Raw genomic sequence first — 26,492 nt, 5'->3', positions numbered from 1 at the left:
GTTTAAGCCTTCTGCTTACTTCTCCTCAGCGGTTTCACCCGCAGTGGAACCAGACTTTTCCTGTTCCTTCTTCTTTTCCGGCTTGTAGTCTACGCCGGTCTCCTTACGCTGTGCAGCAGGGATAGCCGCAGGGGCGTCGGTAAGCGGATCCACGCCGCCACCGGACTTCGGGAACGCAATGACGTCGCGGATGGAGTCAAAGCCGCCCAACAGGGAGACGATGCGGTCCCAGCCGAAGGCGATACCGCCGTGTGGTGGGGCGCCGTACTGGAATGCATCGAGCAGGAAGCCGAACTTCTCCTGGGCTTCCTCGTCACCGATTCCCATGACGTCGAAGACGCGCTTCTGCACGTCCTGCTGGTGGATACGAATGGAGCCGCCGCCAATCTCGTTGCCGTTGCAGACAATGTCATAGGCGTACGCCAGCGCCTCGCCCGGGTTCTGGTCAAAGTTGTCCAGGTACTCCGGCTTCGGGGAGGTAAAGGCGTGGTGAACCGCGGTCCACTTGGAGTGACCCAGTGCGACGTCGCCAGAAGCGGTCGCGTCAGCGGAAGGCTCAAAGAGCGGAGCATCTACAACCCAGGTAAAGGCCCAGTCGCCTTCCTTGATAAGGTCCAGCTTCTTGGCAATCTCGCCACGTGCAGCGCCCAAGAGGGCACGGGAAGACTTAGTGTCACCAGCGGCAAAGAAGATGGCGTCGCCCGGCTTAGCGCCGACGTGCTCTGCAATGCCCTCGCGCTCGGCGTCGGTAATGTTCTTAGCTACCGGACCGCCCAGGGCGCCGTCCTCGCCCACGGTGATGTAGGCCAGGCCCTTGGCTCCACGCTGCTTTGCCCACTCCTGCCAAGCATCGAACTGGCGGCGCGGCTGGGAGGCGCCGCCTTCCATGACCACGGCGCCGACGTATTCGTTCTGGAAGACGCGGAAAGTGGTGTCCTTGAAGAACTCGGTGCACTCTACAATCTTGATGTCAAAGCGCAGGTCCGGCTTATCGGAACCGTAGTACTTCATCGCATCCGCATAGGTCATGCGCGGGATCGGAGTCTTGATCTCGTAGCCGATGAGCTTCCACAGCTCGGTGACGATCTCTTCCGCCAAGGCGATGACATCGTCCTGGTCTACAAAGGACATCTCCACGTCCAGCTGGGTAAACTCCGGCTGGCGGTCAGCGCGGAAGTCTTCATCGCGGTAGCAACGCGCGATCTGGTAGTAGCGCTCCATGCCGGAGACCATGAGCAGCTGCTTGAAAAGCTGCGGGGACTGCGGCAGTGCATACCAGGTGCCTGGTTTCAAGCGTGCTGGAACCAGGAAGTCGCGCGCACCCTCCGGGGTGGACCGGGTCAGGGTTGGAGTCTCGATCTCAGCAAAGTCATGCGAATCCAGCACCTTGCGGGCCGCGCGGTTGGCTGCAGAACGCAGGCGCAGTGCCTGTGCCTGGCGCTCGCGGCGCAGGTCCAGGTAGCGGTATTTCAGGCGAGTCTCCTCGCCTACCTCACCCGAGGTGGAAGGATCATCAATTTGGAACGGCAGCGCTGCGGACTTATTCAAAACCTCAAGATCCGCGACGTTAACCTCAATCTCACCGGACGGCAGGTTGGGGTTTTCCGAGCCTTCTGGGCGAGGCTCCACGGTACCGGTGACCTTAACGCAATATTCGGAACGCAGGTCGTGGGCGCGCTCCGCCACGTCAGATTCACGGAAGACAACCTGGGCGATGCCGGAGCGATCGCGCAGGTCAATGAAGATCACACCACCGTGATCGCGGCGGCGGGAAACCCAACCGGTTAGGGTGACGGTCTCTCCTGCGAGTTCTTTGCGGAGCTCACCTGCTAAGTGGGTACGCAGCACTGTTGTTCAATCCCTTCTGAAAATTGTGTCACTTGCGGGTCCCGCCACGCGTAAACAGCGCGCGCCAAACCAAGCACAAGACTAGGAACGCGCACAATTCTACATCCCTACCGGTACGCGGAGCGCAGTTAGGTGGACGCAAGCTAACCCCGAAGGCCGCAGAAGAGCCACCGTTTCCCTCCTTCGGCCTCTTTGCAACAATCTCCATCCAGTGTATGAGGGGACCATGTGGCACTATTTAGGCATGACTTTTAGATCAGGTGCCGATTTCGGCGGCAAAGAAGCGCGTTCGGGTGGTGGCGGCGGTGGTATCGCCATTGGCGGTGGCGTCGGCTCGATTGTTCTAGTAGGCCTCTTCCTCCTTCTGGGCGGCAATCCCTCAGACTTGGGTTCAATCCTGGGCAGCGAGCAGACCCAATCCGACGGCGCTGCACAAGGCGAAAGCCCCGAATGCGAAACTGCAGAAGATGGCAACACCAAGGATGAATGCCTCGTAGAGTTCACCGGGCGCAGCGTGGATAACGTCTGGTCCAAGGTCTTGCCGGAACAGGCCGATATCCAATACACCGAGCCGGAGCGCGTGGTCTTCCACGGCGGCGTTAATACCGGTTGCGGCGCGGCCTCATCTTCTACCGGCCCCTTCTACTGCCCACGCGATGAGTCCGCCTATTTCGACACCGCGTTCTTTGATTCCCTGCGCAACTTCGGCGCGGAAAATGCTCCTTTGGCCCGCATGTACATCGTGGCGCACGAGTTCGGCCACCACATTCAAAACCTTGAGGGCACCCTCGGCCTGTCGGACTATGACGACCCAGGCGCCGATTCCAACGCGGTGAAGATCGAGCTCCAGGCTGACTGCTACGCAGGCCTGTGGGCTTCCTACGCCGACAAGGGCGATAACCCCTTGCTCGAGCCGATTACTAAGGAACAGGTCTCAGACGCTGTCGCGGCTGCCCAGGCGGTGGGCGATGACAATATCCAGCGCCGATCCGGCGGCCAGGTCCAGCCTGATTCCTGGACGCACGGTTCCTCCGAGCAGCGTGAGAAGGCATTCCTCGCCGGATATAACTCTGGCAAGATGTCCCAGTGCGACACCCTGGAGCGCGGCGCCTACCGCGGCTAAAACCCTCAACGTGGCCGTCGCCGAGAGCGGCGGCCATTATGTTCACAAATAGCCACATTGCTTTCACGAACTCCACATCTTGAGTTCACTTTCCCGACACCTAGGGCCTTTAGTCTGAGCGTGCATTCTCTACATAAGAATTTCCTTTGAGAATCCCCTTAACCACGCTGACAAGCGCGGCCATACCCCTCGTGCACGCTTTCCTGAAAGGTTCTTCCTGTGTCTACCCCTACCACCCAGATGACGGACATTGAGGCCGTCAATGGCAAGGGCAACGACTGGATTTGGCACGCCATCTTTGGCGGCCTTACCGCCGTTACCCTCATCGGTTTTATGATCTGGGGCCACGACTACGTCGATGGCTCTAAGCCCATTCTCCTTGGCACTGCCATTCTCTTCGCCCTTTTCATGGCCTTCAATATTGGCGGCAATGACGTTGCCAACTCCTTCGGCACCTCCGTGGGTGCCGGAACGCTATCCATGAAGCAGGCCCTCGTTGTCGCCGCCATCTTCGAGGTCTCTGGCGCCATCCTCGCCGGCGGCGAGGTTACCGATACCGTGCGTTCTGGCATCGTCGACCTTGACGCCATTGATGGTCTCGACCCCATGGAGTTCGTCTACATCATGATGTCGTCCCTTTTGGGTGCGGCCATCTGGCTCCTCGTTGCCACCCGTATGGGTTGGCCGGTGTCTACCACCCACTCCATCGTTGGCGGCATCGTCGGCGCCGCGCTCACCGTCGGCTTCGTCACCGGCAAGGGCGGCCTGGACATGGTGCAGTGGGGCGGGATTGGCACTATTGCCATCTCGTGGGTGCTCTCCCCTGTCCTCGGCGGTCTCGCCGCTTTCATCCTGTTTAAGTGGATTAAGACCTCCATCTTGGTCTACAACGAGGAAGCAGACCAGAAGCTGCGCGAAATCAAGACCCGTCGTGCGGAGCTACGCCAAGAGCACAAATCTCGCTTTGCTCGCCTCAATGAAATCCAGCAGATCAGCTACACCAACGCCATGGCCCGGGACGCCGCTTTGGTGGCAGAAGAGGACTTCGATCCGGATCAGCTGGAATCTGAGTATTACCGCGATCTGTATAACCTCAACAAGGACATGGATGATGTCAAGGCTCACCGCGCCCTGGAGAGCTGGGTACCGGTACTAGCCGCCATTGGTGCCATCATCATCTCCGCCATGGTGATGTTCAAGGGTCTGAAGCACACCGGACTCGATTTCAGCGTCCTCCAGAACCTGTTGGTCATGGGCATGGTCGGCGCAGTGGTGTGGATGGCCGTCTTCATTTTCGCCCGCTCCCTGAAGAAGAAGTCGCTGGCTAAGTCCACCTTCCTTCTCTTTTCTTGGATGCAGGTCTTTACCGCTTCCGCCTTCGCCTTCTCCCACGGTTCCAACGACATTGCCAATGCCATTGGCCCTTTCGCTGCGGTTATTGACGTCCTCAAGACCGACCAAGTCAGCGACGAAGCTGCCGTGCCCGTTGCCGTCATGATTGCCATGGGTGTCGCCCTGATTTCTGGCCTGTGGTTCATCGGCCGCTTCGTGATTCAGACTGTGGGCTCGGGCCTAACCCAAATGCACCCCTCCTCCGGCTTCGCTGCTGAGCTTGCCGCCGCCGCTGTGGTGATGGGTTCATCGATCTTGGGCCTTCCGGTTTCTTCCACCCACATCCTCATCGGCGCCGTGTTGGGCGTGGGCATTGTCAACAAGGCAGCTAATTGGAACCTGATGAAGCCTATCGCTTTGGCGTGGGTCATCACCCTGCCCGCCGCGGCAGTCATCGCTGCTATTACTGTGTCTGTGCTGCGCGTAGTCTTCTAGGGATAGCTCAGCGTCGCATATCCTCGACACTCCCCATTGCATCCGCTAGCCGCACCGGCCATCGAGCCGGGGCTAGCGGATTTTCCATTGGGTAGCGTGGACTAATGCCCTGCTTGGCGACGCCCCCCTTCTCTACACTGGCCCATATGACCGCGCATCGAGCTACTGCATTCCTGGCCGCATTCAACGACATAGAACAACACTTGCGCTCGGCTCTCAACGCTGAGAACTCAGATTCCTTCTGGTGGATAGTAGACAGGGCACGAGACAAGCACGTGCTTTCCAGTAAACAAGCCGAAGCGCTTAAAGATTTTTCTAACCTTCGCAATGCCATTGCCCACGGGCGCTACTACAAATCAGAGCCCATAGCTGAACCGCACGAAGCAGTGGTCAAGCAGATCTCCGCTCTCCGAGACATTGTGGTATCCCCGCCCGCCACCCTCCAGGTTTTGCAGCCGCAAAAGGTATTTACCTTGACGTCTGCCACATCAATCATGGAAGCATTTGACGTCATAAAGGATAAGGACTTCTCTCAAATCCCCATCTACGATGAGGGCCGCTTCACCGCTTTGCTAACCACCAACACCATTGCGCGATGGGTAGCCGGGGACCTCAGCGATAATCACGTGCTCGATGCTGCGGACATCGCGGACATTGTGGAATATCAAGAACCCAGTGATCGCGCTATCTTTCTTGCCCGCACAGTAAGCGTGCAGGAAACGGTGGACGCCCTTTCAGAAACCGACAACCAAGGACATCGCCCGTGCGCAGCGGTCATCACGGAACACGGCAAGGTCACTGAGAGGCCCCTGCGCCTCGTTGCACCGGCCGATCTACCGGCACTTTTTGATGCTCTAGAATGGGAATAATTCTCCCGCAGTCGGCTTTCCCGCAGTCGACACTGCGTCTATCTTTACTCCTGTGCACCGCATTGAAAGGCAAGCATGCAATTCGGCATCTTCACTATCGGGGATCTAACTACTGACCCCATCTCAGGGAAGACACCCACTGAGGCTGAGCGCATCCGCAACTTGACGGAGATTGCGTTGAAAACCGAAGAGGTTGGCCTTGATGTCTTTGCTACCGGCGAGCACCACAACCCACCCTTCGTTCCGTCCTCTCCTACAACGCACTTGGCGTATATCGCCGCGCAGACGGAGCGCTTGCTGCTATCTACTGCGACCACGCTCATTACTACCAATGACCCGGTGAAGATCGCAGAGGACTATGCCTTTCTGCAGCACCTTGCTGACGGCCGCGTAGACCTCATGCTCGGCCGCGGAAATACCGGCCCAGTCTATCCCTGGTTTGGCAAAGACATCCAGCAGGGCATTCCTTTGGCTATTGAGAATTATCACCTGCTGCGCAGGCTGTGGCGTGAGCCCGTTGTTAACTGGCAAGGAAAGTTCCGCGCGGGTTTGGAAGGATTTACCGCTACTCCGGCACCACTAGATGGAATTCCGCCCTTTGTCTGGCACGGCTCCATTCGTTCGCCGCAAATCGCTGAGCAAGCGGCATACTACGGCGATGGCTTCTTCCACAACAATATCTTCTGGAATAAGGAGCACACCGCCCAGTTGGTGGACCTCTACCGCCGTCACTTTGAAAGCTATGGCCATGGTCAAGCGGACCAAGCAATCGTCGGACTTGGCGGCCAAGTCTTCATTGGTGAAACCGAACAGGAAGCTAAAGACTTCTTCCGCCCCTACTTCGACAACGCCCCAGTCTATGGCCACGGGCCAAGCCTCGAGGACTTCACGGCACAGACTCCACTGACCGTCGGCACCGTGGAACAGGTAATTGAAAAGACCCTCAGCTTCGCTGACTGGGCCGGTGACTACCAACGCCAGCTATTCCTCATCGACCACGCCGGACTACCCCAAGAGGTAGTTCTCCAACAGATAGAAATCCTGGGCACACAAGTAGTCCCCGAGCTGCGACGCCGCTTTGAGCAGCGCCGCCCGAGCCACGTGCCTTCTGACCCGCCGACGCACGCAAGCTTGCTCTCTGCGCCTCATCCTTCGCACCTTCAGGTCAGCCCAGGAAAGGAGAACTAGTTATGCGCTCCCTCCTCGTTATCTCAGCTGGTCTTTCCCAGCCGTCTTCCTCTCGCAGGTTGGCGGACATGCTCGCTGAAGCCACCCGGGCCAAAATCGCCGCGCGCGGTGAAGGGGCCGAAATCGACGTCATTGAGGTCCGCGATCTCGCCTTCGAACTAGCTACCGCCATGACCGATCAGACTGCGCAAACACCCCTTTTGGCTAGAGCCAAGCAGCAGGTTGCCGAGGCCGATGGACTCATCGCCGTCACCCCTGTATTCCAAGGCAGCTATTCGGGCCTTTTCAAGATGTTCTTTGACACCTTGGAGCCCCATGCCCTCGACAACCTTCCCACCATCATCGCAGCTACGGCCGGTTCTTCGCGCCACGCCCTCATTTTGGACTACGCACTTCGCCCGCTATTTAACCAACTCCACGCAAACATCGTGCCGACGGGTGTTTTTCACGCCACAGAAGACTTAGGCACTCCGGAAGGAGAGCGCATTGCCGCCCGAATTGAGCGCTCTGCCATCCAGCTGGCTGACCAAATAGTTGCCCCGCGGGACAGGGTGGCCGGAATTGCCGGTGACCTGACCGGACTGGGAGGCCGCTCCACCGTCCGGCTAGCAAAGGAGAACTTCATCCCCCTTGACAAGCTCCTGAATGGGTACGGCAAATAAACCACAACGCTAGCCGTGCTACGCATAGACGGCGATTGATAGAAGGTGTGACTTTCGCTACCCTGGTCACATAAAATCTGCCTCTACTCTTTGGGTCCAGCTCTGACCGAAATAGCGGCACAGCAAGCACCCGATAGCTATCCCTTCAGAAAGGTTCGGCACAGCTTAACTATGACAATTAGCGTCACGGACATCTTCTCCATCGGCATTGGCCCTTCTTCTTCGCACACCGTCGGGCCCATGCGCGCGGCTAAGCAATTCCTCGATTCCCTAGAGAAGCACCCAGCTAAGGTATATACGGAGTTGCGCGGCTCGCTTTCCGCCACTGGCCGTGGCCACGCTTCCGATCGCGCCGTCATCCTTGGGCTCGCCGGCTGGGATCCGCTAAGCGTGCCTATCGACGCCGAACCTCACGCAGGCGGCTTTATCCCCAGCGAGGGAACTATTTCTGGCCCCCGGGGCACGGTGGACTATGAGATTGTCTTTGATAATGAACCGCTGCCCCAGCACCCGAATGGCATGATTTTTAGCGCCTGGGATGACAGCGGCAACCTCCTCGCAGAAAAGGAAGAGTACTTCTCTGTGGGCGGCGGCTTTATCCTCTCCCGCGCCGAGCTCGATGCGGAAGTAGCCGAAAGCAATGAGGTTCCCGCCGGCGTAGCCGCCGCCCAGGTAGATGATTCCGTTCCCTATAAGTTCACCACGGGCGAAGAATTGCTCAACCTGTGCGAGGCGCATGACAAAGCACTTTGGGAGCTCGTCCTTGCCAACGAGGAGGCCTTGCACCGCGATGAAGGCGGAGCGGAATACGTTTTGCGCCACCTTGATTTGGTCTGGGACATCATGCGTGAGTGCGTAACCGAAGGTATTTCCACCAAGGGCCTTCTTCCAGGTGGCCTGCGTGTGGCACGCCGTGCCCCGAAGATGTACGCCCAGTTGCTAGAAAATCAGGACGACACCAGCTGCGGTTTCTCCGCCATGGAGTGGGTTAACCTGTACGCCCTAGCGGTTAATGAGCAAAACGCTGCCGGTGGCCGCGTCATTACTGCTCCTACCAACGGTGCATGCGGCATCATTCCAGCAGTACTGCATTATGCGCGCGATTTCCGTGCAGACTTCACCCGTTCCACTGCCCGTCGGTACCTATTGACCGCCGGTGCCATCGGCATGATTATCAAGGAAAACGCGTCCATCTCCGGAGCCGAGGTTGGCTGCCAAGGCGAAGTGGGTTCTGCCTCCGCTATGGCCGCCGCAGGAATGGCAGAGCTGCTGGGTGCAGCCCCAGCGCAGGTGGAAAACGCCGCGGAAATCGCTTTGGAGCATAATTTGGGCCTTACCTGCGACCCAGTGGGCGGATTGGTGCAAATTCCGTGCATCGAGCGCAATGCCATTGGCGCGGTAAAGTCCATCAACGCCGCACGTATGGCCAAAATGGGCGAAGGCACTCACCACGTGACCTTGGACAATGCTGTGCAAACCATGGCTGAAACCGGCCGCGATATGCTCTCCAAATACAAGGAGACCTCCCTGGGCGGATTGGCCAAGACCATGGGCTTTAGCGTTTCGCAGGTGGAGTGCTAAAAAGGATTCCATGCGCGCAGATGCCCTTCACCGCCGCACCGCCATTATTGCCGCGGCGTGCCAGCTTTTTCGTACCCACGGCGATGATGTCGCTTTGGAAAAGGTGGCTACGCAGGCAGGGGTGAGCGTGGCCACGGTCTATCGCAATTTCCCCAACCGCGCGAGCCTCATCCGCGCGTGCGCGGAATATATGGGTGATGCCTTTGCCAAGTTTCAACAGCGCCTCATCGCAGACTTTGAGAACTCCACCCACTCTGGGAAAGACTACGTCCGGACCTACGCCACTCATATCCTGACCATGGGACTGAACACCCTCATTCCTGCGTTCGTCCCTCAGGATTTGGACTCTCTGAGCCCCGAGTTAACCGCCCAGCGCGACCTCCTCGAGCGCAACGGGCGCCGATTTATCGAGCTTGGCCAAGAGCAAGGCGAGATTGGCCCCGGCGTCACCCACCTCGAATTCATTGTGGGACTGTTGAGCCTGGCACGACCCCGCGAGGTTGATATCGAGGCCTACCAGCCGGATATTCAGGAAAAGATCATTGATCTCTTTCTAGCGGGCATAAAAAGAGGGCACCGCGCCTAAACGCAATGCCCACCGCCCAAAGAAATCTAGGCCTCGCCGTTGATTTCCCGAGCAAGTACGGACACTAGGTCAGAAACCTTTACGTCGTGCTGCTCATGGGCGGCAAGGTCCTTGAGCGCAACCGTGCCATTTTCTAGCTCCTGCTCGCCCAAGACCAGCGCGAAGCGTGCACCGGCGCGGTCGGCACCCTTCATCGCGCCCTTCAGGCCACGGTCTCCAAAGGACATATCAGCAGAGATTCCAGCCTTGCGGAGATCATTGATCAGGGTGGTCATCGTGCGCTTGGCGGTGCTACCCAGTGCAACGCCAAAGACGTCCACGCGGGACTCCACGCCTTCGAGGGTGATGCCCTCAGCCTCCAGCGCCAGCAGGGCGCGGTCGACACCCAGACCGTAGCCGATACCGGATAGGTCTTGACCGCCTAGCTGGGCCATCAGCCCGTCGTAGCGGCCACCGCCACCGATGCCGGACTGCGCGCCGAGTCCGTCATGGACGAACTCGAAGCAGGTCTTGGTGTAGTAGTCCAAGCCGCGGACCATGCGCGGATTAATCTCGTAGGCTACGCCCATATCATCCAGCATGCCGGTGACAGTTTCGAAGTGCTCGCGGCATTCGTCATTGAGGTGGTCGAGCATCAAGGGGGCGTCGGCAAGCTGCTCCTGGATCTCCGGGCGCTTGTCATCCAGCACGCGCAAAGGGTTGATCTCTGCACGGTGACGGGTCTCTTCATCCAAGTCGAGCTTAAAGAGGAATTCCTGCAGCTTCTCGCGGTAAGCCGGGCGGCAATTGCGATCGCCCAAGCTGGTGAGCTCGAGGCGGAAGCCGCTAAGCCCCAGCGCGCGGAAGGAACGATCCGCCAAGGCGATGACCTCGGCGTCTAGCGCAGGGTCGTCCACGCCAATAGCCTCTACACCGACCTGCTGTAGCTGGCGGTAGCGGCCAGCCTGGGGGCGCTCATAGCGGAAGAAGGGGCCAAAATAGTTGAGCTTCACGGGCAGCTGGCCGCGGTCCAGGTTGTGCTCGATGACCGAGCGCATCACGCCAGCGGTACCCTCTGGGCGCAAAGTAACGGAACGGTCGCCGCGATCAGCAAAGGTGTACATCTCCTTAGACACCACGTCGGTGGACTCGCCCACGCCACGGGCGAAAAGCGCGGTGTCTTCGAAAATGGGCAGCTCAATGTGCTGGAAGCCGGACAGATGTGCCTGCTCCACCATGGTCTGGCGCACCTTATAGAATGCGGCCGACTGCGGTGGGAAATAGTCTGGGACACCTTTGGGGGCGGACAGGGCTTGGAACTGCTTCTTTTTACTCACGGGTATTACAGTACCTCCCTCAATGTCGCGAAGAAGGGATTGGTCGCCCTCTCCTTACGCATCGTGGTGGTGGGCCCGTGGCCGGGTAGAATGTCAAGGTTATCGGGCAGACTCCACACTGGGCCAGCAAGCGACTTCTGCATGGCATTAGGGTCCGAGTGAGGTAAGTCAGTACGCCCAATGGCCCCGGCGAAGAGCACGTCACCGGTGAGGGCAAAGTCCTCGGCGACAATCATCACGCATCCCGGCGAATGCCCGGGCGCGTGTTTGAGAGCAAAGGTATGACCAATAAGCTCCAGGGTTTCGCCATCATGGAGCTCGCGGAGGTCGGAGATGGGGGTCATATGGGCGGCGTCGAAAAGCTCTTGGGCCTGGGGCGACACTCCTTCGCCGCTATCGAGCATAAACCTGTCAGCAGGGTGGATATAAACAGGGATGTCGAGCTTTTCTGCCAAAGACCCGGCATCCCGAGTGTGGTCAATATGGCCGTGTGTGAGCACGATAGCCTCATAGTCCAAGTCATGCTCGAGGACCTTTTCCATCGCATCCATGCCCGGGTCCACTATGAAGGCGCGGCGGCCTTCCGCAATCACGTAGGTATTGGTCTGAAACGGACCGGCAGTAAAACCGTAGATTTCCATACCCATTACCCTAGCTGCCCGAAACAAAAAGAGCCGGCCTCCCCCATTTTCAGGATGAGTAGAGGCCGGCCGCGCCGAACGGCTTAACGCAAAATATCCCAGACCTCGTCATAATCAAGCTCGGTGACCACGCCTGGAACCATTTGAGTGTGGATGACCTTGTGGTTTTCATCAGCCACCACCACGGAGCGGGCAAGCAAGCCTTCCAAGACGGAATCGCGCACAGTCACGCCGAACTTCTCACCAAAGTCAGAGCGAAATGCGGAGGCGGCGATGACATCATCAATGCCGTCAGCCGCGCAAAAGCGCTTGAGGGTAAAGGGCAAATCGAGAGAAACGGAAAGAAGCTTGGCGTTATCTAGCTGCGAAACCTGCTCATGAAAACGGCGCAGCTGATCCTGGCAGGCAGGGGTTTCAATAGAGGGTAAGATGGAAATAATAAGGCGCGTGCCCGCAAAAGTCTCATTGGTAATCTGACGCAGGTCGGTACCGATGAGTTCAAATTCGGGCAGCGGGTCTCCCACTGCGGGAAGTTCACCAACGGTGGGCGTTGGCGGATCGGTAAAATCTGGTTCAACCATAGAAACCAGCGTACTTATTATTGGGCTTTAGAGCTATTAACTTGCTCAGTTTTCCATGCCAACGCTTTCTCAGCTGTCGGGAACCGCTAGACTCAGTCAGGTTGAATCATGCCACCGATAATCGCTAGAAAGGTTGACTCCCGGTGCCAAATAATCAAAAGCGCGGCGAAGAGGCGCTGAGCAAGCTCGAGCGCGAGCTGAAATCCCGCGAACGCAAGCAGAAGGCACGCCCGCTAGGCGTTGTTGCCGCCTCCCTCGTAGTAATTCTCGCCCTCGTCGGCGGCATCTACTTCTTGTCCACCCGCGAAGGCGACGATGAAAACGTACAGGCTGAGGAGTCTTCCGCAGCTGAGACCTCGCAAGAAACGCCACAGGCGCAGCCCATCGCTGACAAGCGGGCCAAGGCCCTGCCGGATACCGTGACCTGTAAGTACGAGGACAACGGGCAAGAGTCCAACGGCGCGAAGAAGCCCAACGGCAAGGATATTTCCACCAAGGGCACCGTCACCGTTTCCTTTGAAACCAACCAGGGCACTATTGAGATGGAAATGGACCGCGCCAAGGCGCCGTGTACCACCAATGCTATTTCTGAGCTGGCCAAGTCGGGCTACTACGACGACACCGTTTGCCACCGCATGACCTCAAGCGGGATCAACGTACTGCAGTGCGGCGACCCAACCGGTTCCGGTTCCGGCGGCCCCGGCTTTAGCTTCGCTGATGAGTACCCCACCGACGAAGTGGAGGAGAAGGACGCACAGAGCCCCGTTGTCTACCCGCGCGGCTCCGTCGCCATGGCCAACAGCGGCCCAGACACCAATGGTTCCCAGTTCTTCCTCAACTACGACGATTCTGAGCTGGCCCCTAACTACACCTACTTCGCCACCATCACCGACAAGGGCATGAAGACGATGGATAAGATTGCCAAGAACGGCGTCGAAGGCGGCCAGCCAGATGGTAAGCCCGCTAAGGAAGTCAAGATTAAGAAGGCAACCGTCAAGGCTTAGGCCGCAGAAGAGCCCTGCTTGGCGACGCCCCCTCTTAGCTCCACCGCACCACCCCCTAACGGGGGCGGGTACAAAGCCCCGGCCATTGACCACACATACCGTGGATGAATGCGCCGGGGCTTATCCTTTCCTTAAGTTAGGCTGAGCTCTATTTTGAGGGTTAAGCTGCAGAAACAGGAGAACACTAAAATTCCCCCAGATCACAAGAGCCACAGTAGTAAACACGCAGCACACAGCGGACTTTCAGCTAGTTCAGCCAGTGAACAAAAACCTGCCGATACTGTTGCGGAAGCCTGTCAGCCTGTCTAGTATTTGAAACGTCTTTGACCACACCAAGCTTGTTAGGAATCAAAAATGAAGCTTTTCTCCCGCAAGGCACTCGTTGCTGGCGCAACCGCTCTGTCCGTCGCTTTCGCAGGCACCACCGTTGCTAACGCTGAGGACACCACCTCCGACCTGTCCTCCAAGATCACCAACTCCGTCGAGGGCCTTTCCTCTTCCTCTGACAACGACTACGCAGCTGACAAGTCTGATGACTCCAAGAACAAGGAAGATGACCGCACCTCCAAGGAGAAGGCTGACGACATCAAGGCTTGGATCGGCGTCTTCACCGCTGTTATCGGCGCTCTGGGCACCCTGTTCGCATTCGCAAACAAGTACTTCGACCTGCCTTTCGGCAACAAGTAAAGTCACCGCTTCATAGCGATTCTTAAGCCGCTGCTTCCCTGAGTGGGACGCAGCGGCTTTTCGCGTGCTCTTGGGTAAAGGGAGCCTACAGGTTGTCTTTGCGCTTCTGGCCAAGCTGTAAGGTGCGCCCTAAGAGTCTTTAGCGTCTTCGATGTATTCGGACCCCACCAGGTCTTTAAAAAGCTCCGGTTCGATGGTTTGACCGACCTTGATGACGGAGATGTGGCCTGTAGGCTCCAGGATCATTATCTGCACGTCTTCCATGCGGCTAATGCCGGCTCTACGAGCCGCCGAGTAGATATCCGATTTTGTAATGTGGGCCAGAGTCAGGTTATCTTCAACCATCTCACCGCTAAAGACTAAAAGGATGGGACGACGGTCCAGAAAGCGCGTCCACTTCACTACCTTGCGAATGGTACCGAAGGCAGCTTCGAGCGCCATCAGCGTGGTCAGACCGATGACGCCGGCGGCAAGGGTCGGTGGATTGCCCACGATGACACGGCCCGCGACCGCGCCAAACATAATAATGATGATGGCATCTGAGGCCGTCATGGACGTAAGCACGCGAGAGCCAAATAGCTTCACCAGCACCATGAAGGATAGGTAGATACCCAAAGTCGCCAGCACGACAACGGGGATACGGTGCCATTCAATACCCAGTTGATAGGTAATCTCGCGCAGAAAGAGTTCTAGAGTATCCACGACTGCTTAGGTTACCTGGCAGCCACGAGACATACAGAAAAGGCGGAGCGTCACTCCCCCGTTCAGGAAGAGCCGCTCCGCCTAGTGCTGTGCTGTCTTAGATGTGGAACTGCTTGCGCAGGTCCTCAATCATCTTGCGAGCTGGGGCAGGAAGAATCTGCGGGTTCATGCCCACAACCGCAACGCCAGCTACCAGTGCTGCAACGATGGCGAATACTGCGCCGCCCACGGAAGAGCCGTTGGAGGACAAGGAAGAGCCCTTTGGCGCAGGCTTAGCTCCCGGCTCTCCGGAGCCCTCGCCGCTTACCTCGAGAGGCAGAGTTGCCTTAGTGCCGGCGTCGGTGGTGATTTCCAGGTTCTGGGTACCGCTCAGGTTCTCCGGAACGGTGAGCTTTACCGTTGCGCGACCTCGCTCACCGAATTGCGCATCGCCTTCTTGCGCAGCGTTGTCGATATCGACGGTCTGCTCAGCGTCGCCCAACTTGACGGTTGCCTTCTTGGCCATCGGCTCACCGTCGGTGGAGTAATTGAGGCTGGACAGGTTCACCGTGATTTCCTCGCCCGGCTTCACGTCCCCCTCGATGTTGGCGCCAATCTGGCCCTGGCCCGTGCGGACCTCCGATTCACCCGACTTGATGTAGTCGATCATGGCCTGAGTGTCCATGTAGCCCACATCGTTTTTGTCCTTGATGGAACCAGCATTGAAATAACCATCGCCGCCGGCTTCTTCGTCACTGGAAGCAAGGAACGAAGACAGCGCAATGGAGTAATCCTTCTTCGGATCAATTGGCTCGCCATTGATAGTCACGGACTTTACGCGCTCGCCCTTGCCGGCCTTCTGGTCGTAGACCACCTGCACGTTATTGGAAAGCCCCATGGCCAGGCGTGGACGGCTTCCCTCCTGCCACTGGTTTTCCAAGGCATTAATGAACTCCTCGCCGGAAATCTTGGCGGTAATTACAGAGTTGCCAAACGGCTGTACCTCAAAAATATCCTTGTAGGTAACGTCGCCGCCCTTCAAGTCAGCACGAACACCGCCAGCGTTCATCACACCGATCTCGATGTCCTCGCCTACCTGCTTGCTCATGGCGTAACGCTGGCCGTCAGCAATGAAGTTATTGAGGGTAGATTCGACACCACGGTTAGAACCCGAATCAGCATTCTCATCAGATCCGCGGAACAGGGCCCGTTCCACAGTACCGGCGGTCTTGGCACCCTCGATTCCAGCCTCTTGCTGGGCCTTTTTTACAATAGCTGCGATTTCAGCATCTGGCTCAACCTTTGCTGCAGCGGTCGCGTCGTACTGCTTCAAGCTGATGTCGGTAATCTTTTTAGCAGTCTTATCAAAGGTAATATCAACGTCGTTGAGCAGTTTGCCGTACTCGTGTCCCTGTGCCCACTGCAGTGGCAAGGCGCCCTCGCGCTCAATTTCGCCCTTAGTGGCAACGTGGGTGTCGCCGCCAAAAGCTACGTCGACGTCTTTGTTAAAGTCCTCTGCAAAGCCTTGGGCATCTTCGTGCATGAGCGCAACAACAACATCGGCCTCACCAGATTCTTTCAAACGAGTAGCTTCCTTATTGGTAGCCTCGGCTGGATTAGTAAAAGTGATCCCTGGGATCTTGGCAGCAGACACCTTATACTTGGTATTTTCCGTTACCGTGCCAACATAGCCGACTTTTACGCCATCAATTTCTTCGACGTGGGAAGCCTCCAGAAGAGGCTTCCCATCCTTGAACACGTTGGCACCCAAGATTGGGTAATCAGAGCTATCAGCGATACGCCCTGTAAGGTCTTCGGTACCCTTATCAAACTCATGGTTACCTACAGCAGTCACCTTCATACCCATCTCGTTGAGGGCTTCGAGGGTGTACTTATCATCAGAAATTGCAGAGACAAAGGCGGAGCCACCCACGTTATCGCCCGAGGAGGTCAGGTTGAATTCCTGTCCTTCATTTACCTGCTCGATTAGGGACTGCAAGCGAGCCACGCCGATTTCATCGCCGGCCTTTGCTGGGTCACCAATCTTGTCCTCCAAGTGACCGTGAATATCGGTGATATTGGTGACGGAAATGGTGGTCTTATTTTCCTGTGCCACCGCCTGAGCGCCGGAGAGAGCAACAGCGGAAACGGTAGTGGCGGCCACAAGCTGGCCGATGCGACGGAACTGCATTGAAGTACTCCTAGATAGTAGAAAGCGACAGGATAATTTATATCGCTTCGCTAACTACTTGGCAGGAGAAAATAAGCTTGCTTGCTGGAGCTTTACCTTGCAGCAGTCAAGAATTCACACACAGGTAACCTCCCCGATGCCTTCGCGTTGCTTGCCCCGCCCCTCCTTGAGGGTAGGGGCAAGCACCTTAGGCGGTTACTCGGTAAACATCAAAGACGCCTTCGGTATTGCGCAGTGTGGTCATCAGGGTACCCAATTGCTTGGTATCCGAAACGGAGAAGGTGAACCGTACCGTCGCGATATGGTCATCGCCGCGGTTAGAGTTCATGGTCAAAACGTTGATGTTTTGATCGCTCATTACCCGGGTGAGCTCCGACAAGAGGCCTTGGCGGTCGAGGGCTTCCAATTGTAGCGTCGCGGAGAAAGCGCCCGTCGCAGAGGTACCAGAAGACCAGGCCACCTCCAACATGCGCTCTGGTTCTGCCTTGAGCTTTTCCGCGTTTGTGCAATCGGCTCGGTGCACGGAGACTCCCCCGCCGCGGGTAACGAAACCGAAAATGGCATCGCCTGGCACGGGTTGGCAGCACTTGGCGAGCTTCGCCAAGACATCGGGGCTGCCTTCCACCAAGATGCCGGTCCCCGATGCCGAATCTTCGGTGTGTTGGGCGCGGGAGTGCTCAATCTCAGAAAGTGGCGTGCGCGAGGCCAGGGTGTCTATGGCATCGTCTTGGTCGCCGAACATAGCAACCAATTGGTTGGCCACGTGCTGAGCTGATACGTGGCCCGCGCCGATGGCGGTATACAGCGAATCGACGTCGGTATAGTGCAGCTGTTCGGCTACCTGCTTCATAGAGCTGGCAGTAAACAGGCGGTGCATTGGCAAGCCACCACGCTGGACTTCGGTAGCCAGGGCATCGCGACCGGCTTCCAAGTGTTCTTCGCGGCGTTCCTTGGCAAACCACTGCCGCACCTTTGTCTTGGCTCGAGCAGACACGAGGAAGTCTTGCCAATCGCGGGACGGACCGGCGTTGGGATCCTTCGAGGTAAAGATTTCCACCTTGTCGCCGGATTTTAGCTTCGATTCAAGCGCGACGAGCTTGCCATTGACCTTGGCACCAATACACCTATGCCCCACCTCAGTATGTACTGCGTAGGCAAAGTCCACCGGTGTAGAACCGGCAGGCAAATTCACCACGTCACCCTTGGGAGTAAACGCGAAGATTTGCTTGGCGGTCAGGTCGTAGCGCAGCGAGTCGAGGAACTCGTTGGGATCTGCGGCCTCCTTCTGCCAGTCCAGAAGTTGGCGCATCCACGCCATCTGGTCCACTTCTTCCTGGTGGCCCGAATTCTTGCCCTTGGTTTCTTTGTAGCGCCAGTGAGCAGCCACACCGAACTCGGCGTTGTAGTGCATCTCGTGGGTACGTACCTGGACTTCCAAGGTAGCGCCGCCATCTGCCAGCACCGTGGTGTGCAGCGACTGATACACGCCGAATCGCGGCGAGGAAATATAGTCCTTGAAGCGCCCCGGCAAAGCCTGGTAGATAGAGTGGACCACGCCGATCGCGGCATAACAGCTATTGACGTCCTCAACCAAGATGCGAATTCCTACGAGGTCGAAGATCTCCGCGAAGTCACGGCCGCGCACGATCATCTTTTGGTAAATGGACCAGTAATGCTTTGGTCGGCCCATCACCTCGGCTTCAATGCCGTTTTCCTTCAGCGCCCCACTGACCTGGCTAATGATCTCCTTCAATGCGCGATCGCGCGAGGGGGCGCGATCTGCTACCATCCGCACGATCTCGTCGTACTTCTTCGGATACAAGATGGCAAAGGATAGATCTTCCAGCTCCCACTTCACGCTGGCCATGCCGAGGCGGTGAGCTAGCGGCGCGATAACCTCGAGGGTCTGCCGCGCCTTCTTAGCCTGCTTTTCGGGCGGGAGGAACCGCATCGTACGCATATTGTGCAGGCGGTCGCTGACCTTAATGACCAGGACTCGGGGGTCAGTGGCCATGGCGACGATCATTTTACGAATGGTCTCCGCCTCTGCGGCCGAGCCCAGTGCCACCTTGTCCAACTTGGTCACGCCATCGACCAAGCGAGCCACCTCCGGACCGAAGTCTCGGGTGAGGTCCTCTAGGGAGTAGTCCGTATCCTCCACAGTGTCGTGCAGCAGTGCTGCGACGATGGTGGTGGTGTCCATACCGATCTCCGCCGCGATCGTCGCCACGGCGAGCGGGTGGGTGATATACGGTTCTCCGGATTTGCGAAAGACACCCTCGTGGAGCCGCTCCGCGGTGTCATAGGCGCGATTGAGTAGATCAGCATCGGCCTTGGGGTGAAACTTGCGGTGGATGGACATCAACGGGTCTAGCACCGGATTCACCTTCACTCGTCCGCCGGTAAGCGAACGAGCTAGGCGAGCCGACATGCTGCGCATTCCGCCGCCGGACTGGCGCTTTACGGGTTTGTCCATGGCCAAATCTACCGCCCTTCACAGTGCCACGGGCCTTGTGGCCTCATGTCCTACTAAATCGTGCGATCTAGCTTAGGCATCCCATCTTAGTCTGTGGCATTCAACACAATGAGCGGTGGGCCGGATAAACGCTCACGACCGTTGAGACCCTTGACTTCCAGGACCACCACATTGCCAGCGACTTCGGCACCTGCGGACTCAAGCAAAAGCTTGGCACCGTGGAGGGTGCCACCGGTGGCCAGGACGTCGTCGACAAGCACTACGCGCTTGCCCTTAATGTCAACGCCGCTGGCTGGAATCTCCAGCGCCGCGGAGCCATACTCCAGCTCATATTCTTCGGTAAATACCGGTGGGGGAAGCTTGCCCTTTTTACGGATGGCCAAGATACCCAGGCCCATCTTGTAGGCGACGGCCGAGCCGAGGAGGAATCCGCGGGCATCCAGACCGCCGATCATATCCGCGCCCAATTCCTCGCAGGCGGCCGCCAAGCCGTCCACTACGGTGCGAAATGCCTCTGGGTCCGCCAAGACTGGGGTGAGGTCCTCAAAGAGGATGCCCTCCTCTGGGAAGTCTTGAACGAGGCGAACCTTGTCCTTGAGTGCCTGTGCTGCTGATTCGTAGTGCGAACTCATAATCTTCCTTGAGAAATAATTGCGAGAGGTCTTAAACGCCCGATATCCGGGCCCTATTCCTTGTCCGTTGGGGCGGTGCTGTGCCAGCGGTCCATATTCCAACCGATACCCGAGACGCCAGTGTACGGCAGGACACCTTCCACGTCGCGGCGGACGAGGAAGACCCGCGGCTGCGCGGAAAGCGGAATGGAGGGCACATCCTTCCACAAAGCCTCTTCTGTCTTCTTCAGCTCCGCAGAATTCTTCATGCTCGACTCCACCGTGGAATACTCCGTCTGGGGATCGACTGGGCCGAGAAAGGCATCGACGGTAGGCGCCCAGGTTTCCGGATCCATTTCCAAGTAGTGCTGGGACATGAACTCCGCAGACGCGTCCTCGATGGTGATACCGGCCGGCTCACAGGATGCACGAAGTTGTTCCACCATGGCGGCATAACGTTTATCCGGTCCCAAGTAGCCCACCTTGATAGTGGTCCCGTTGAGATCGCCGGCCTTGGCTAAATCGGTGCCCTGGTGATCCTTCCCCACCTTTTCTAGGCTGCCGGCAACTGGGTTGGTCGCGGAGACGGTACGCAGGTAAGCCGGTGGCACTTCCACACCAGAGGCTGCCGAGCTTGCCTGAGCAACCGCCTGCTGATCGACGCAGGCCGCGAAGCTCTCGCGCGCCCACGGCTCCGCGAATACTCCAGCTTCAGATAGCGTGAGCGTATCCGTTAGCTCGCCGACCATTGGAGTGACCTCGTAGGGGGACTCCCCTGCCTCATCCTTCGTGCTGTCCAGCCAGTCAGGATTTTCGCTTGCGGCATCGACTACGCGCAACGCGCCTTTATCTGCGAGCTTCTGTGCATCAGCCTCCGAAGGCCAGACCACAACATGATCTTCCGCTGGGGCGTCTCCGAAGTACTTTTCGTTTGCTTTGAGAATGATCTCCCCTTCGTCGCCTACCTTGTCAATGACATAGGGCCCAAAGGAGACCTGCAGCTCGGGATCTAGTTGATCCTCGGCCACGGAAAAGCCATAGCGCCATTCCTTAGCAACCGGCGCAAGCGCCTGCATGTCTTCTACTGTCAGGGCGGCGTTGAGTTCCTCAATGCTCAACTCGGACTTCTTGGCCAGCGCATGGGCCGGCATGACCGTGCCGGCGCCAAACATGTGGCGCCAGCGCTGCCCCTGATCCTTGTTAAAGGTCAGGGTGAACGTTCTGCTTTGGGGCTCACAGCTAAAATCTGCGATGTCATTCATCAACGGCATATGGGAGGCGAATTCAGCTGGATGAGTACCGGCCACATACGCCAAAAAGTAGTCGTCACAGGTAACGGGGGTACCATCGGAAAAGACGGCATGCTCTTCCAAAGTGAGCTGAACACTCCGCTGGTCGCTGCCGGCAACGGGCGGAAGCTCCTCGGTCTCAACTAGATCCGCGTTGGGAATCAGTTCGCCAGAAGGGCCGGGCACAAAAAGGCCTGGATAAAGCCGCGTAGACAACAAACCGGCGGAGGTAGCGTCACCAAAGGAGGTGCCAGAATTAGTGGTGGCCAAGCGGGAATTTACCTGGTAGCCAAAGTATCCATAGGATTCTGGCTCCTGGGGAACACTAGGCGAGTCCTCTTCGCCGCCCTGCCCGCTACAGGCAGAAGCAGCTAGAGCTAGAGCTGAAACGCACGAGGCAATGGCCTTCCTTCCCCAGTGACGTTCGCTAGAACTGCTCTTTGATTTAAGCACCGTTATTTGCCCTCACTTCAGCTACAATTCCGCCAAAATCTTACTACCGGAGGTTACCGGCCCGGGCGCCAGGTTGCGCCAGGGTGCCCAGTGGACTCGGACGGATCATCGTCGATCTCAGCCGGGGTGGACTTTACGCTCACTGGTGAGACCACGGTGCGGCCGGAGGATGCTGCGCCAGATTCAGCCTCGGCGTTCTCGTCCTCGCCAGCGCGGTAGTCCGCGACCCGCTTGTTGTGACGCTTGATCTTCTTGGACATGTTGGCGAGGGTCACGACCAGCGGCGTAGCGAAGAAGATGGAGGAGAAAATGCCCTCGACCACGCCGATGAGCTGAATGAGCGCCAGATCGCGGAGGGTACCGATACCCATGAGCCACACGGCCACCACGAAGAGCGCGATGATAGGCAGTGCAGAAATCACCGAGGTAGAAATCGAGCGCATGACCGTCTGGTTAACAGCCAAGTTTGTCAGCTCAGCAAATGTCTTCTTGCGCTGGCCCTCGAGGCCTTCCGTGTTCTCGTTGATCTTGTCAAAGACGATGACCGAGTCATACATGGAGAAAGTCAGGACGGTAAGCAGACCAATGATGACGGCCGGGGAAACTTCGAAGCCAAACAGGGCGTAAATACCGGCGATGATCACGCCGTCTGCAATCAGCGCGATAATTGCGGCAAAAGCCATGGTCTTCTGCAAGCGAATGGCCACGTAGACGGTCGCGGCTACCAGGAAGACCAGCATGGCAATGAGCATGCGCTGGGTAATAGAAGAACCCCAAGATTCGGAAACCGTGGACGAGCCAATGGCATCCGGGGTGGCCTTGCCGTTTTCATCCTTCGGCTGGAAGTTGTCATAGATAGCCGCGCGGGCCGCATTCACGTCCTCTTGGCTCAAGCGCTCAGAAACGATTTCCAAGGTCTCGGAATCGCCAGCGCCCACAATGTGAACCTGCTCGGGTTCTACACCGGTGGAGTCTTCGAAGACCTGGCTTACCTCATCTTCCTTGAGGTCGCCTGCCGGCATCGACAACGTGGTGCCACCTTCGAAGTCAATCGAGAGCGAGAAGCCACGAATGAGGATCGCGGCCACTGCTGCCACGATTAGTGCTGCAGTGATGCCGTACCACAGCTTGGTGCGACCGATGAAGTCATAACCGCGCTCGTCCTCGTAGAGGCGGTCCATCCGGGAAATCTTGTGCTTAGTCGAAACAGCCATGCTTATTTCTCCTCATCTTCCGCAGCATCTACGGGACGTGCGGTTCCTGCGGCAGAATCTCCTGCCGTTTCCTTGGTGGCTGGCTCCTTTGCACTCGCGGATTCAGCAGCGTTCGCTTGACGACGTCCCGAGCCAAAGTAGCCGCGCTCACGGCGCTCTTCCACCAGTGCGTAGATACCGCCGAGGCCATTCATCGAAGGTTTAGCGGCAGCCGGACGTCGGCCCACCATCTGCATCAGCGGCGCCATGACCAAGAAGGATACGATCAGGTCGAAGACGGTGGTCAGGCCCATGGTAAAGGCGAAGCCCTTCACCTCACCGATGGCGAGGAAGTAGACCACAACAGAGCCAATCAGGGTCACCGCGTTACCGGTCACAATGGTGGCACGAGCGCGCTCCCACGCCTTTTGCGTAGCGGAGCGGAAGGTGCGTCCCTCGAGGAGCTCGTCCTTGATGCGCTCGTAGTAGACCACGAAGGAGTCAGCGGTTGCGCCCACACCGATGACCAGACCGGCGATGCCGGAAAGGTCCAGCGAGTAACCGATCCAGCGGCCCAGCAGAACCAGGGAGCCATAGGTCAGGAGGCCAGAGGCAATGAGGAAGATAAGGGATACGCCGGCCAGCGCGCGGAAGTAGTACAGCGAGTACGCCATCACGAGTACCAGGCCAACAAGGCCTGCAATGAGGCCGGCCTGCAGAGCGGCCTTACCCAGTGTTGGCGGAATGGACTCTACGGTGCCACCCGGCTCGCCATTTTCACCGGCGAAGGACAACGGCAGTGCGCCATACTTTAGGTTATTTGCCAGGCTCTGTGCCTCTTCCTGGCTAAAGTCACCAGTAATGGAGGTAGCAGAACCAACTGGGGTTGCGCCCTGAATGAACGGTGCGGAAATAACCCCAGAGTCAAGGGTGATGGCTACCTGGTCCTTTAAGTGTTCCTGGGTCAGGTCCGCCCAGGTCTGAGAACCGTTCGGGCCATCACCGGTCTTGAAGGAGAAGTTGATCTCCATCTGACCGGACTGACCGTTCAGGCCGCCTTCGATCGGAGAATTGGTATCGATCTCGTTACCGGTGAGGCGGGTGCCGTTTTCGTCCTTGATGCCATTGAGAAGCGGTGCGGGCTCCAGAACGTACGGATTGCCGTTGGAGTAGTCACAAGTAACAAATGGCTTGGCAGGATCATCGGCGCCGGCCAGTGGGTCGCTGCTGCCCTGGCAGGTCATCAGCGCGGAGGCTGCTGCCTGGGTGGTCGGGTCCTCGGACTGACGGTCCTTCAGGAGCATCTCCGTGACTTCATCACGGCGCTTAGTCTGCTCAATGGAGTTGCTTGGCTCCTCAAGCGGCTTGGCGCTGACCTTAGGAGCCTTCTGTTTCTTTGGCTCCTTGCCAGTCATCTGTGCTTCTTGCTGAGCGATGGACTGGGTCATCTGTTCCATCTGCTTATTGGCCTCGTCTGCGCTGAGTACGTCGTACTTCACCCAGCGATTGGCCATATCTTCCAGCTCCTTATTGAGCTTTTCCATGTCCGGCATGGAGGGCTTAGCCACCGGACGGAAGAACAGCTGCGAGGTCTGGCCCACGGCCTGTGCCTGGGAGGCGTCTTCACCTGGCACGGTAATGACCAGGGTATTGCCGTTGATGACAACCTCAGAACCAGAAACACCCATGCCGTTAACACGCTGTTCCAAAATATTGCGTGCTTGCTTGAGCTGGTCTTGGGTGGGTTCCTCGCCTTGCGGCGCCAGCGTTACGCGGGTACCGCCCTGCAAGTCGATGCCAAGCTTTGGGGTGCTTTGACGGCTACCAGTTAAAAAGATAAGCGCATAGATAACAACCACAATGAGCACGAAGAGCGCGAGCGCGCGCTTCGGCCATTGGCGTTTGCTATTTTTCATAGCGCCACGGGTTTTTGCGGACAACGATAATCTCCTGTGCTGCTTATAACAGGGTGTTTAAACATTAAATACGGCCCCGCCACATGGCGCAGGCACGTCAACAACGCACAATCGTACGTCATCAGGCTGAGTTTTCCTTAACGAGGTCCGGAAAAGACTCAAAGTGTGATGGGGTCTACGCTCCGCGAAGGCCCCACCTATCTAGCAAACGTTAAGGCAACTCTTAGGAGATAGCCGGCTATTTCTTCTCCTGGCCGTCAAACGGAGGATATTTCTCATCTGGCAGGTTATCTGCCGCATCGTTCTTCTCTTCCCCAGCAGCGGGACGCGCCAGGTCATTGGCCTCTTGTTCGGTGCGAATCACGGCCATCTTGTCAAAAGTCACCACCACACCAGGGGCGATTTCTAGATCCACATCCTTGTCGCCAGTGCTGCGCACCACGCCGTGCACGCCGCCTGCCGTAACGATGGCGTCGCCCGGCTGCAGGGAATTCTGGAGGGCCTGCATCTCATTTTGGCGCTGGCGCTGCTTTCGCATGGCCATAAACGAGGGAACGACGAAGAGGATGCCAATAATGATGAGAATGATGATTTCCATAGCACCCTAGTGTGCCAGACGGCGGTGTGCACAGAAACCCCAAGGGGGCATCGCCAAGCAGGCTAGCCTCTGAATTAAAATAGCCCGGCCGCGCCCTCCGGCGGGGTAAGACCCAGGTGCCGCCATGCTGCAGCGGTAGCTACACGGCCGCGTCCCGTGCGCGCAACCATCCCGGCACGCACCAGGTAAGGCTCACACACCTCCTCCACCGTCGAAGGCTCCTCGCCCACTGCGATGGCCAGTGTGCTCACGCCAACCGGTCCGCCGCCGTGCCCCTTAATCAAGGCATTGAGCACCGCCCGGTCGAGGCGGTCAAGTCCCATGTCGTCTACGTCAAAGACTTCGAGCGCTCCCTGGGCAGCGCTGAGATCAATCAGCCCGGTGCCATTGACCTCGGCATAGTCACGAACACGGCGGAGCAAACGGTTAGCAATACGCGGGGTTCCGCGCGACCGAGAGCCAATTTCTACCGCCGCATCGTGGTCAATGTCCACGTCCAAGATGTGGGCGGCGCGCTTGATCACCTGGGTGAGATCAGCCGTGTCGTAGTACTCCATCTGCGCGGTGAAACCGAAGCGGTCGCGCAATGGGCCGGTGAGCATGCCGGCGCGCGTAGTCGCGCCGACCAGGGTAAAAGGCGGGATCTCTAGCGGAATAGAAGTAGCACCAGGCCCCTTGCCCACAATGACGTCAATGCGGAAGTCCTCCATTGCCATGTACAGCATTTCTTCTGCTGGCCGGGCAATGCGGTGGATCTCATCGATGAACAGGACATCGCCTTCCATTAGGTTGGAAAGCATTGCGGCCAAATCACCGGCGCGCTCCAAAGCGGGCCCGGAAGTCATACGCAGCGAGGTCCCCAGCTCCTGGGAAATAATCATCGCCATTGTGGTCTTGCCCAGGCCCGGCGGCCCTGAAAGCAAAACGTGGTCGGGCGTCACCCCACGGTTCTTTGCCCCCTTAAGCACAAGGGAGAGCTGCTCGCGCACCTTGGGTTGGCCGATGAACTCCTCGAGCGACTTTGGACGCAAGGAGCGTTCAATATCATGCTCCTCGGAGTGTGCGGTGGCATCCACATCGCTATTGCGTTGGGTGGCGTGCGCGGCGTCGACGCCCTCAGGGAGATTGAACTCGGTGCGCTCAATATCGGACATATTTTTCAGCCTTCCTG

Annotated in this window: 22 protein-coding genes; 9 read left to right on the top strand and 13 right to left on the bottom strand. The window is 57.8% G+C overall.

Annotation, left to right across the window (positions count from 1 at the left end; all coding sequences use genetic code 11):
* Positions 1-15: 15 nt before the first annotated feature.
* Positions 16-1,848 (bottom strand): aspartate--tRNA ligase, encoded by a 1,833-nt coding sequence (aspS, locus tag MHY08_RS02970; protein WP_239192083.1) that lies wholly within the window; start codon positions 1,846-1,848, stop codon positions 16-18.
* 244 nt (positions 1,849-2,092) lie between these two features.
* On the opposite strand from aspS, the gene MHY08_RS02965 reads away from it, so the two are divergent.
* From MHY08_RS02965 to MHY08_RS02935, 7 genes are all read left to right on the top strand, one after another.
* Positions 2,093-2,971 carry a neutral zinc metallopeptidase gene (locus MHY08_RS02965; RefSeq protein WP_005328496.1) on the top strand — a complete coding sequence of 293 codons (879 nt, stop codon included), beginning with the start codon at positions 2,093-2,095 and terminating at the stop codon, positions 2,969-2,971.
* A gap of 240 nt (positions 2,972-3,211) precedes the next feature.
* Positions 3,212-4,798, top strand: coding sequence for an inorganic phosphate transporter (locus MHY08_RS02960; protein ID WP_152687338.1), 1,587 nt, complete (start codon positions 3,212-3,214; stop codon positions 4,796-4,798).
* 146 nt (positions 4,799-4,944) lie between these two features.
* On the top strand, positions 4,945-5,667 hold the full coding sequence (locus MHY08_RS02955) for a CBS domain-containing protein (protein WP_239192089.1): 723 nt from the start codon (positions 4,945-4,947) through the stop codon (positions 5,665-5,667).
* Positions 5,668-5,742: 75 nt separating this feature from the next.
* Positions 5,743-6,855: an LLM class flavin-dependent oxidoreductase gene (locus MHY08_RS02950; protein ID WP_204608869.1), complete on the top strand. Its 1,113-nt coding sequence runs from the start codon at positions 5,743-5,745 to the stop codon at positions 6,853-6,855.
* 2 nt (positions 6,856-6,857) lie between these two features.
* On the top strand, positions 6,858-7,517 hold the full coding sequence (locus MHY08_RS02945) for an FMN reductase (protein WP_239235250.1): 660 nt from the start codon (positions 6,858-6,860) through the stop codon (positions 7,515-7,517).
* A gap of 171 nt (positions 7,518-7,688) precedes the next feature.
* Positions 7,689-9,098 carry an L-serine ammonia-lyase gene (locus MHY08_RS02940; protein ID WP_239235248.1) on the top strand — a complete coding sequence of 470 codons (1,410 nt, stop codon included), beginning with the start codon at positions 7,689-7,691 and terminating at the stop codon, positions 9,096-9,098.
* Positions 9,099-9,108: 10 nt separating this feature from the next.
* Positions 9,109-9,684, top strand: a complete 576-nt coding sequence (locus MHY08_RS02935; RefSeq protein ID WP_239235246.1) for a TetR/AcrR family transcriptional regulator — start codon at positions 9,109-9,111, stop codon at positions 9,682-9,684.
* Between the two features lie 26 nt (positions 9,685-9,710).
* Here the strand turns inward: MHY08_RS02935 and hisS are convergent, their stop codons facing one another.
* The 3 genes from hisS to tpx all read right to left on the bottom strand — a co-directional run bounded on the left by hisS (position 9,711) and on the right by tpx (position 12,222).
* Positions 9,711-11,000 carry a histidine--tRNA ligase gene (hisS, locus tag MHY08_RS02930; RefSeq protein WP_204608860.1) on the bottom strand — a complete coding sequence of 430 codons (1,290 nt, stop codon included), beginning with the start codon at positions 10,998-11,000 and terminating at the stop codon, positions 9,711-9,713.
* A 5-nt stretch (positions 11,001-11,005) separates the two neighbouring features.
* Positions 11,006-11,641, bottom strand: a complete 636-nt coding sequence (locus tag MHY08_RS02925; protein WP_239235244.1) for an MBL fold metallo-hydrolase — start codon at positions 11,639-11,641, stop codon at positions 11,006-11,008.
* Positions 11,642-11,724: 83 nt separating this feature from the next.
* Positions 11,725-12,222, bottom strand: coding sequence for a thiol peroxidase (gene tpx / locus MHY08_RS02920; protein ID WP_239235242.1), 498 nt, complete (start codon positions 12,220-12,222; stop codon positions 11,725-11,727).
* 143 nt (positions 12,223-12,365) lie between these two features.
* Between tpx and MHY08_RS02915 the strand changes: the two genes are divergently transcribed.
* Together MHY08_RS02915 and MHY08_RS02910 are read left to right on the top strand one after the other, a co-directional pair.
* Positions 12,366-13,226, top strand: a complete 861-nt coding sequence (locus MHY08_RS02915) for a peptidylprolyl isomerase (RefSeq protein ID WP_239192100.1) — start codon at positions 12,366-12,368, stop codon at positions 13,224-13,226.
* A gap of 354 nt (positions 13,227-13,580) precedes the next feature.
* Positions 13,581-13,913: a hypothetical protein gene (locus MHY08_RS02910; protein ID WP_204608852.1), complete on the top strand. Its 333-nt coding sequence runs from the start codon at positions 13,581-13,583 to the stop codon at positions 13,911-13,913.
* Between the two features lie 129 nt (positions 13,914-14,042).
* Here MHY08_RS02910 and MHY08_RS02905 read toward each other — a convergent pair whose 3' ends face one another.
* The 9 genes from MHY08_RS02905 to ruvB all read right to left on the bottom strand — a co-directional run bounded on the left by MHY08_RS02905 (position 14,043) and on the right by ruvB (position 26,475).
* A complete protein-coding gene (locus MHY08_RS02905; protein ID WP_239235240.1) occupies positions 14,043-14,615 on the bottom strand; it encodes a DUF421 domain-containing protein in 573 nt (190 codons plus the stop codon).
* A gap of 97 nt (positions 14,616-14,712) precedes the next feature.
* The gene (locus MHY08_RS02900) at positions 14,713-16,785 is read right to left on the bottom strand and encodes a bifunctional UDP-sugar hydrolase/5'-nucleotidase (protein ID WP_239235238.1); all 2,073 of its coding nucleotides are present in this window, start codon (positions 16,783-16,785) and stop codon (positions 14,713-14,715) included.
* A 187-nt stretch (positions 16,786-16,972) separates the two neighbouring features.
* Positions 16,973-19,261, bottom strand: coding sequence for a bifunctional (p)ppGpp synthetase/guanosine-3',5'-bis(diphosphate) 3'-pyrophosphohydrolase (locus tag MHY08_RS02895; RefSeq protein ID WP_239235236.1), 2,289 nt, complete (start codon positions 19,259-19,261; stop codon positions 16,973-16,975).
* Between the two features lie 86 nt (positions 19,262-19,347).
* Positions 19,348-19,893: an adenine phosphoribosyltransferase gene (locus MHY08_RS02890; RefSeq protein WP_239235234.1), complete on the bottom strand. Its 546-nt coding sequence runs from the start codon at positions 19,891-19,893 to the stop codon at positions 19,348-19,350.
* A gap of 53 nt (positions 19,894-19,946) precedes the next feature.
* Positions 19,947-21,431: an ABC transporter substrate-binding protein gene (locus MHY08_RS02885; protein WP_239235232.1), complete on the bottom strand. Its 1,485-nt coding sequence runs from the start codon at positions 21,429-21,431 to the stop codon at positions 19,947-19,949.
* A gap of 236 nt (positions 21,432-21,667) precedes the next feature.
* On the bottom strand, positions 21,668-22,828 hold the full coding sequence (secF, locus tag MHY08_RS02880) for a protein translocase subunit SecF (RefSeq protein WP_239235230.1): 1,161 nt from the start codon (positions 22,826-22,828) through the stop codon (positions 21,668-21,670).
* Positions 22,829-22,830: 2 nt separating this feature from the next.
* Positions 22,831-24,723, bottom strand: coding sequence for a protein translocase subunit SecD (secD, locus tag MHY08_RS02875; protein WP_239235229.1), 1,893 nt, complete (start codon positions 24,721-24,723; stop codon positions 22,831-22,833).
* 238 nt (positions 24,724-24,961) lie between these two features.
* Complete coding sequence (gene yajC / locus MHY08_RS02870) at positions 24,962-25,321, bottom strand: preprotein translocase subunit YajC (RefSeq protein WP_239235228.1); 360 nt, start codon at positions 25,319-25,321, stop codon at positions 24,962-24,964.
* 74 nt (positions 25,322-25,395) lie between these two features.
* On the bottom strand, positions 25,396-26,475 hold the full coding sequence (ruvB, locus tag MHY08_RS02865; protein WP_239235227.1) for a Holliday junction branch migration DNA helicase RuvB: 1,080 nt from the start codon (positions 26,473-26,475) through the stop codon (positions 25,396-25,398).
* Between the last annotated feature and the right edge of the window lie 17 nt (positions 26,476-26,492).

Source organism: Corynebacterium sp. ACRPJ, from assembly GCF_022347345.1.
In the GTDB taxonomy this organism is placed as follows: domain Bacteria; phylum Actinomycetota; class Actinomycetes; order Mycobacteriales; family Mycobacteriaceae; genus Corynebacterium; species Corynebacterium tuberculostearicum_D.
This window is presented reverse-complemented; position numbering and strand designations above follow the sequence as displayed.